We start from the raw sequence: 7,315 nt of genomic DNA on the forward strand, positions 1-7,315 counted from the left end.
GGGGGGGGGGGGGGGGGGGGGGGGGGGGGGGGGGGGGGGGGTGGGGGCTGGGTTCGACTGGTTCGTGGGTTTCGAGGATGGGCTATTATAGATGAGAAAATTGTGTCTTGGTAAAAACTTTCTATGACCCGACACCTTGTCACCCCTCTTGTTCCTACGCCTGAAGCCGCCATGGTAGCAGAGGAGGCGCTGCATACGCTCGGTAATTTGTACAAAAATCCGCCTGAGCATGTTACGCTTTCTGTGCTTGATCCGTCCCTAGACGGTGCGACTATCACGATACCAGGAGAGGTCTTTCGGCTTCTCGTAGACGTTCTCAACCATATGAAGGATGGACATCCTCTCACCATACTTCCAACCCAAGCAGAACTGACGACGCAACAGGCATCTGATATACTGGGTGTTTCTCGTCCTTATCTAGTGAAGCTTCTGGATGAAGGAAAAATACCAAGCCGTAAGGTCGGCGTGTATCGACGGGTTCTTGCTGTTGATGTGCTGCGCTACAAGCAGATCACCGACCAACTACGGCAGCAGGTTCTCGACGAGCTTGTCAAAGAAGCGCAAGATCTTGGGATGGGATATTGAGTGAGATATTAGTCACTGTCGCGGTTCTGGATGCGTGCGTCCTCTACCCAGCACCGTTACGAGACTTGTTCATGCGTCTTGCGACGACCGGACTATTTCGCGCACGGTGGACGAGTACAATCCACGAAGAATGGATGCGTTCAGTTCTAGCTAACCGGAGTGATATCTCTCGATCGCGCCTTGAGCGTACACGAGAGCTTATGGACGCGCACGTCGAAGGATGCCTCATCAAAGGGTTTGAGCCACTGATCCCTACTCTGTCTTTACCCGATCCAGATGATCGCCATGTGCTTGCAGCCGCCATCTACGGTCAATGCGATACTATCGTCACCTTCAATGTCAAGGATTTTCCCCCGCAAGTATGCGCGCTATACGGGATTGAGATAGAGCATCCGGACGACTTTGTGATGAGATGCTTGGACATGAATGGCGCTCTCGTGTGTCAAGTCGTGCGACAGCAGCACCAAGCCCTTCGATCACCACCGATGAATCTCGACGCACTTCTCGATATTTTGGGCGAGCTTGGCATGGCATCGACGGTAAGCATGTTACGACTTATGTTATGAGGCATTCATGGTACGCACGGGCAAACTTTTTATACTTAAACCAAGCGGCTAAAAGGTGATTTGATTGGATTTATATGCTGGCGGTTCAACGTGAATTAAAATCCTTACAGGATTGAAGCGTTCTTCTAGTTGTTTTTCTACTTCCTCTGTTATCCTATGTGCGGTTTCTACGTCGTGAGCATCTACTATTAGATGCATTTCAATAAAGACTTGGCGACCTAGAACGCCGCGAGAAGCTATATCATGACAGTTGATTACACCAGGAATTGAAAGCGCGATCGCATTAATCACTTCTGGTGCGATCGCCATCTGATCGACGAGATAAGGCAAATTATCTTTTAAAACTGACCACCCACTCCAAAACACCATCAAAGCAACAGGAAAAGCCAAAACCACATCTAGCCACTGATACCCCATCCAAACGCCAATCAAACCACCCATCACTGAGATGGTTACCCACACATCGCTCATCGTATGTTTAGCGTCAGCAATCAAAATTACACTACCTATGCGCTGTCCGACAGCACGTTCGTAATACGCGACAAAAATATTAATCCCCAACACAAGCAGTAATAACCACAACTCTGGTGCTGATATCTTGATTGGATGACCGCCTTTAAGAATCCTTTCGACTGCTCCTTGAAGAATTTCAAAGCACGCTATACCTAAAAAAGCAGCAATTCCTAATGCACCTATAGCTTCAAACTTTTGGTGTCCATATGGATGTTCCCGATCAGGTTGTGGAGAAGAAAAATGACTAGTAATCAATCCTAAAACGTTACTAGCACTATCTGTCACGCTATGTAAAGCATCAGCTAGCAAACTTAGAGATCCTGTTAAAAAACCTACTACAGCTTTTAACCCCATTACAACTAAGTTAAGCAGTAGCGTGATAATTAACACTTTTCTAACTGTAGCACGGCTATTGTAGGTCATAAGGCATTTTAAATACAAGTTTTATAACTTCTACTGTAGAAGTTAACACTTGGACACGATGTTTGAAACCCTTACGTGGTATGAATTTAATCTCTCTTTTAGCCCGCACAATTATCAAATGTTATTGAGATAATTTGTAATTAATAACAGCTAGAGTACTGATCTAAATTAACAATAGATTTCTGCAGTGATTAAACTTTTTCTCATTAAAAGTAAAAATACTTTGTTACTTGGCTATTCCTTCCAGTCCAATAATGATGTAGTGAGCAGTCCCAGTAAGCTCAAACTAGCTAAACACAATGTTGCAAAATCAACACTCCTAACTTAATAGTATTGTGGTTGGGTCTTCTGGTCCGTGAATCACATTGGAGTATAATACCTGAATAGGAACAGTTCCATGGCCATTAATCAGACGAACTTCGCGAAAAACGGAGTTGTAACTGTATGCTTCTGTAATTGGATAGTCGCCGACTTCTCCTCCTTGGATTGAGTACCAACCTAAAAACTTGGTGTTGTTGTTATTTCGGATGGCGTCTTCTACATCCGGATCTGTTCTAGCTTCGTTCAACTCGTGGTAAGCTGTTGCCACAACACTCTTCCAAGGCTCGTTAAAAGCAGGAATGCCGTTGCTGTAAGTTACTCCTAAATACGAATAGGTTTGAGAGTAAACACCTATTGCATAGTAAACTGTCTTCTGTGTCCCATCTTGTCCCTGGAAGTGTACTGAACCGTGGTATCCACCAAGACCATCTGTAGATTGGGTTGTGCCATCGGTCAAGATAGTGCTTTTAGGTAATAAAATATCAAAGACTGTTGAAGCAAGATCATAGCCATTGAAAGCTCCGTTTTTAGCGTAATCGGTAAACAATGACTCGATATAATTCTTATTGACTGTATTGGGGAGAGATCCTTCTACTATTCTAGACCCTAAGAAATTACTAGTTACAGATTGACCTGGAAAATATTGGGAGATAATACTATTTAATCGCACATCTGACATTGCTTCTGATAGAGAACTATCAATATTCTGAATGTCGGATGTGTTCCAAGACTGAGAACCACCAAAATAGAGGTTGAAAAAGTTAAGGTTAGCAATGGTTTTGCCACCAAAATAGCTTAAATCAGCAGATGGAGTCGGTAAAATACCAGAAACAAGTTCTCCATTCTGAGCTTGATATGTGTTTTTGCCTGGATATGATTTTCTCCCCTCCGGCAAACCATATAGTTCAAAGTGTTCTAACAGTTGAATATTAGTCAGTTTGGCTGCTACCAAATCGGGATTGCTGGATTTATAATAATTTACGCTAAAGAATTGAGAAAACTCCCGACCTTCGGGAAGTCCATAAAGTTCCAAGTGTACTAGTGCTTGTTGATTATTATAGTTGGCTAGATCTGCATTAACTTTACTGTAGTACTTCAGATCAATGAGTGGTGAGAATTGACGTCCCTCAGCTATACCATAATTCTCTAGATGATTAAATAGCTGCTCATTGTTCAAACCTAGAAGATCGTTGTAGTGAGTGTGATAGAAGTTTAGATCAACAAATGGAGAAAATTTCCGTCCCTCAGCTACCCCGTAAGTTTCTAAATGATTTAACAATTGGCTGTTATTATATTTTGCTAGGTCAGAATTACTAGCTCGGTAAAAACTTAAATCAATAAACGGTGAGAAAGCTCGACCTTCATTTAAACCATAAAGTTGGAAATGTAATAAGGCTTGAGTATTGTTTAAACCAGCTAAATCGCGATTGGCTGCACGATAAAAATTGGCATCAAACATACTTGAGATACTTAAAGACATAATAAACTCCTTATTTTAAGTAATAATTTATACTGGAATAAAAATATATTAGGCTACGTATTGATCTCTTAATGCGTAGCAAAAAATTGTACGGTATCAAATACGCGATTTTCAAGGTGAGATCAGACTTAAAGGTAAATTTGTGTTCTTACATATAGCGACCGAGGTATACTAATGACCAACATAATCACATAACTTGGAATAGCGTGATTCTCTTTAAGCCTAATTACTAACAAATGACACCGATATTTATTCGTAATCGAGAGCAGAGAACGGCGTGGATTTTCTTGCTACCCGCCTTACTATTGCTCTTGTTTGTCTTTGGCTACCCAATTGCTCGTGCTTTCTGGTTAAGTTTATTCACTCAAAATCTGGGTACAAAACTGCAACCTGTCTTTTCTGGGTTAGGTAATTATATCCGAATGGCAGGAGATGGTCGTTTTTGGCAAAGTTTCTGGACATCAATAGTATTTACCGTATCAACGGTGTCCCTAGAACTACTGTTAGGACTAGGTATTGCATTGGTGTTGAACCAAAAGTTTTTTGGACGGGGTGTGGTGCGTACAGTCGCCATTTTACCTTGGGCTTTGCCTACTGCCCTCATTGGTCTTGCTTGGGGATGGATTTTTAACGACCAGTTTGGAGTTGTCAATGATATTCTGTTGCGTTTAGGCTTAATTAAAACTGGAATTAATTGGTTAGGAGAACCAACACTGGCGATGATCGCCGTTATAGTTGCCGATATTTGGAAAACAACGCCATTTATTAGTGTCTTACTATTGGCAGGTTTGCAGTCAATCTCATCAGACTTTTACGAAGCTCATGCACTTGATGGAGCAAGACCTTGGCAAAGCTTCTACCAAATTACTCTACCTTTGCTCATGCCGCAAATCCTCATCGCTACACTGTTTCGATTTGCGCAAGCTTTTGGGATTTTTGACTTAATTATGGTAATGACTGGTGGGGGACCAGGTGGTACAACAGAAGTCGTATCACTCTACATTTATTCTACAGTCATGCGGTACTTAGATTTTGGATATGGTGCAGCGCTAGTGGTGGTAACATTTCTGTTGTTGATTGCAGCCGTGGCGATCGCGAGTTTCTTTCTTAGAAGAAATGCGACTAAGGTTTAGTGCATTGTAGCTTTTATTTTACAAGACACAGTTAGTAACTATAGGGGAAGCTATGGGAGAAAAAAACTATGAATCATTATAAAAAATACATCACCATTGAAGACCCTAATCATGTCGTTTTGTCTGATTTACCCTTTCACGCAGGACAACGAGTGGAGGTAATCATCTTACCAGAAAATAATGACAAAGCAATGTTAGCACAAAAATTACGAGAGCTATTGAAGGAGACACAAGCATTGCACGCAGAGAATCCACTGACCGAGGAGGAAATAGCGGCAGAAATTGAGAATTATCGCAAGGGCGAATGAGAATAGTCCTTGATACTAACGTTTTAGTTTCTGCTATTGCCTCCTCCTGAATTCTTCTTTGGTTCTAGTCTTGAGTAAAATATCGATCCAGGAAATTCAAGGCGTGGTTGCGGAGTTCAAAAAATTCTTGTGAATTGCGCATAGCGACGCGATCGCGTGGATGAGGAAAAGGTACTTCTAATATTTCTCCAATCGTAGCTGATGGTCCATTAGTCATCAAAACAATGCGATCTGACATATAAATTGCTTCATCAACATCGTGAGTAATCATCATTACAGCTTGTCGATGGTTTTCCCAAATATCTAAGACTTGTCGCTGTAATTTACCTCTAGTTAATGCATCTAAAGCCCCAAAAGGCTCATCCATAAGTAACATTTTTGGACGAATTGCTAGGGCTCTAGCAATACCCACCCTTTGTTTCATACCTCCAGAAATTTCATCAGGATATTTATCTGCTGCTGCCGTTAAGTTGACCATTGCTAAATGTTCGTTAACAATGCTAATTTTTTCGGCACGATTAGCATTTTTCAACACTTCATCTACAGCTAGACGGATATTTTCTCGCACCGTTAACCAAGGTAATAGCGAGTAGTTCTGAAATACCATCATTCTTTCAGCACCTGGTTTTCGGATTTCTTTTCCATCTAGTCTCACTGAACCAGAAGTTGCTTTTTCTAACCCAGCGACTATCTTTAGTAGTGTTGATTTACCACAACCAGAATGACCAATCACAGAAATATACTCGTCTGCGCCAATGCTGAGATTAACATTATCTAGAACGACAAAATCACCTTTATCTGGTGTTTTATATGATTTGACTAAATTTTCAATTTCTAGAAAACCATTTTGAGCGCTAAATTTACTTTGTTTATTGGTAGGTAATGATGTGTATTCCATGATCAAATGCCCCCAGAATAATTTAGTTATTAGTGATACTTAAACAAGAAACTTAACAGAAAGAATTCAGAAGTCAGGAGCCAGTATTCAGCATAAGTTTTTTAAAGCGGCTAATTAATAAAGGGATTGAAACCCTCATCCAATTTCCTACTGACTCCTGAATTCTGACTCCTGACTCCTTATTTAAGACATGAAAAATCGGGTGGGAGCGTTCGCCCTAATCTCAAAACTCTTGAGATAGCCCACAGGATCACTAGGATCAAAACGTTTCTTATCGATGAAAACTTCTGCCGGTTCCACTTTGTAATCATCTTGAGGACACTTGATTCCCATTTCAGCAGCGATCTCTCGATAAAGGTCTGTGCGCCAGCCTTTTTCAGCTAGTTTTTCAGCATTTTGGGGAAAAGAATGAATTTGCCCCCAACGGGCTGCTTGTGTCATCAACCAGATACTTCTAGATCTCAATAAAAATGTTGAATGTTCTCCTGGTTCGTGAGGAACTTTGTCAGGAAAATCATAGAAAATGGTGGTGTCAGCAGCTTTAACGGCGCGGTCTTTGCCATCAAAACCGCCATAGTTGTAGTTGCCCAAAATGCCTGGTCCTGTAAACTTAGTGAGTGGTGCACCCTTCTTTTTCGGTTTTGCACCTGTAAAGGAACGATCTGTAATCAGTTCAGCAACTTCTTTGCGGTTTTCCGGCTTGCTGCAATACTGACAGGCTTCAATCATTGCCTTAACTAAAGAACGATAAGTCTTCGGATATTTGACAATAAAAGATTCCATCACACCCAACAGTCGATCTGGGTGTCCTAACCAAATTTCTTTACCTTGGGCAAAGGTAAAGCCGATACCTTCGTTCCCTTTAATCGCTCTTGTATTCCAAGGTTCTGCCACCATGTAAGCTTGCATTGCCCCAATTCTTACATTTGTAACCATTTGGGGAGGAGGTACAATAATAACGCGAAACTCCTTGAGAGGATCGACACCTGCTGCGGCGGATAGATAGCGGACAAAGTATTCGTAAATAGCGGAACTCAGTACTACCGCCCAGACTTTCCGTTCTGGTGGCTGTTGGTCAAAGTAGTTTC

General features: G+C 41.7%; 8 protein-coding genes and 1 pseudogene. 4 read left to right on the forward strand and 5 right to left on the reverse strand.

Annotation, left to right across the window (positions count from 1 at the left end):
* Positions 1-243: 243 nt before the first annotated feature.
* Both G4P69_RS39720 and G4P69_RS39725 read left to right on the forward strand, forming a co-directional pair.
* Complete coding sequence (locus G4P69_RS39720; RefSeq protein WP_310833921.1) at positions 244-585, forward strand: helix-turn-helix domain-containing protein; 342 nt, start codon at positions 244-246, stop codon at positions 583-585.
* A gap of 71 nt (positions 586-656) precedes the next feature.
* Positions 657-869, forward strand: a pseudogene (locus G4P69_RS39725) (PIN domain-containing protein); the annotation flags it as partial.
* 55 nt (positions 870-924) lie between these two features.
* On the opposite strand, the gene G4P69_RS39730 reads toward G4P69_RS39725, so the two are convergent.
* From G4P69_RS39730 to G4P69_RS34485, 3 genes are all read right to left on the reverse strand, one after another.
* Complete coding sequence (locus G4P69_RS39730) at positions 925-1,119, reverse strand: hypothetical protein (protein ID WP_243902230.1); 195 nt, start codon at positions 1,117-1,119, stop codon at positions 925-927.
* Between the two features lie 80 nt (positions 1,120-1,199).
* Positions 1,200-2,087: a cation diffusion facilitator family transporter gene (locus G4P69_RS34480; protein ID WP_208340108.1), complete on the reverse strand. Its 888-nt coding sequence runs from the start codon at positions 2,085-2,087 to the stop codon at positions 1,200-1,202.
* Positions 2,088-2,406: 319 nt separating this feature from the next.
* On the reverse strand, positions 2,407-3,888 hold the full coding sequence (locus G4P69_RS34485) for a hypothetical protein (protein WP_208340107.1): 1,482 nt from the start codon (positions 3,886-3,888) through the stop codon (positions 2,407-2,409).
* A gap of 236 nt (positions 3,889-4,124) precedes the next feature.
* On the opposite strand from G4P69_RS34485, the gene G4P69_RS34490 reads away from it, so the two are divergent.
* Complete coding sequence (locus G4P69_RS34490) at positions 4,125-5,021, forward strand: carbohydrate ABC transporter permease (protein ID WP_208340106.1); 897 nt, start codon at positions 4,125-4,127, stop codon at positions 5,019-5,021.
* Between the two features lie 68 nt (positions 5,022-5,089).
* Complete coding sequence (locus G4P69_RS34495; protein WP_208340105.1) at positions 5,090-5,329, forward strand: hypothetical protein; 240 nt, start codon at positions 5,090-5,092, stop codon at positions 5,327-5,329.
* Positions 5,330-5,393: 64 nt separating this feature from the next.
* Here the strand turns inward: G4P69_RS34495 and G4P69_RS34500 are convergent, their stop codons facing one another.
* Together G4P69_RS34500 and G4P69_RS34505 are read right to left on the reverse strand one after the other, a co-directional pair.
* The gene (locus G4P69_RS34500) at positions 5,394-6,227 is read right to left on the reverse strand and encodes an ABC transporter ATP-binding protein (RefSeq protein WP_208340104.1); all 834 of its coding nucleotides are present in this window, start codon (positions 6,225-6,227) and stop codon (positions 5,394-5,396) included.
* Positions 6,228-6,410: 183 nt separating this feature from the next.
* Positions 6,411-7,315, reverse strand: a 905-nt coding sequence (locus tag G4P69_RS34505) for an ABC transporter substrate-binding protein (protein WP_208354426.1), incomplete at its 5' end; no start/stop codon positions are given.

The organism is Aetokthonos hydrillicola CCALA 1050, assembly GCF_017591665.1.
Taxonomy (GTDB): Bacteria; Cyanobacteriota; Cyanobacteriia; order Cyanobacteriales; family Nostocaceae; genus Aetokthonos; species Aetokthonos hydrillicola.

What these genes read in the sequence shown, in the direction of transcription:
- G4P69_RS34495 (WP_208340105.1), top strand. Translation starts at nt 5,090, where the DNA reads ATGAATCATTATAAAAAATACATCACCATTGAAGACCCTAATCATGTC.
- G4P69_RS34500 (WP_208340104.1), bottom strand. Translation starts at nt 6,227, where the DNA reads ATGGAATACACATCATTACCTACCAATAAACAAAGTAAATTTAGCGCT.
- G4P69_RS34485 (WP_208340107.1), bottom strand. Translation starts at nt 3,888, where the DNA reads ATGTCTTTAAGTATCTCAAGTATGTTTGATGCCAATTTTTATCGTGCA.
- G4P69_RS34480 (WP_208340108.1), bottom strand. Translation starts at nt 2,087, where the DNA reads ATGACCTACAATAGCCGTGCTACAGTTAGAAAAGTGTTAATTATCACG.
- G4P69_RS34490 (WP_208340106.1), top strand. Translation starts at nt 4,125, where the DNA reads ATGACACCGATATTTATTCGTAATCGAGAGCAGAGAACGGCGTGGATT.
- G4P69_RS39730 (WP_243902230.1), bottom strand. Translation starts at nt 1,119, where the DNA reads ATGCCATGCCAAGCTCGCCCAAAATATCGAGAAGTGCGTCGAGATTCA.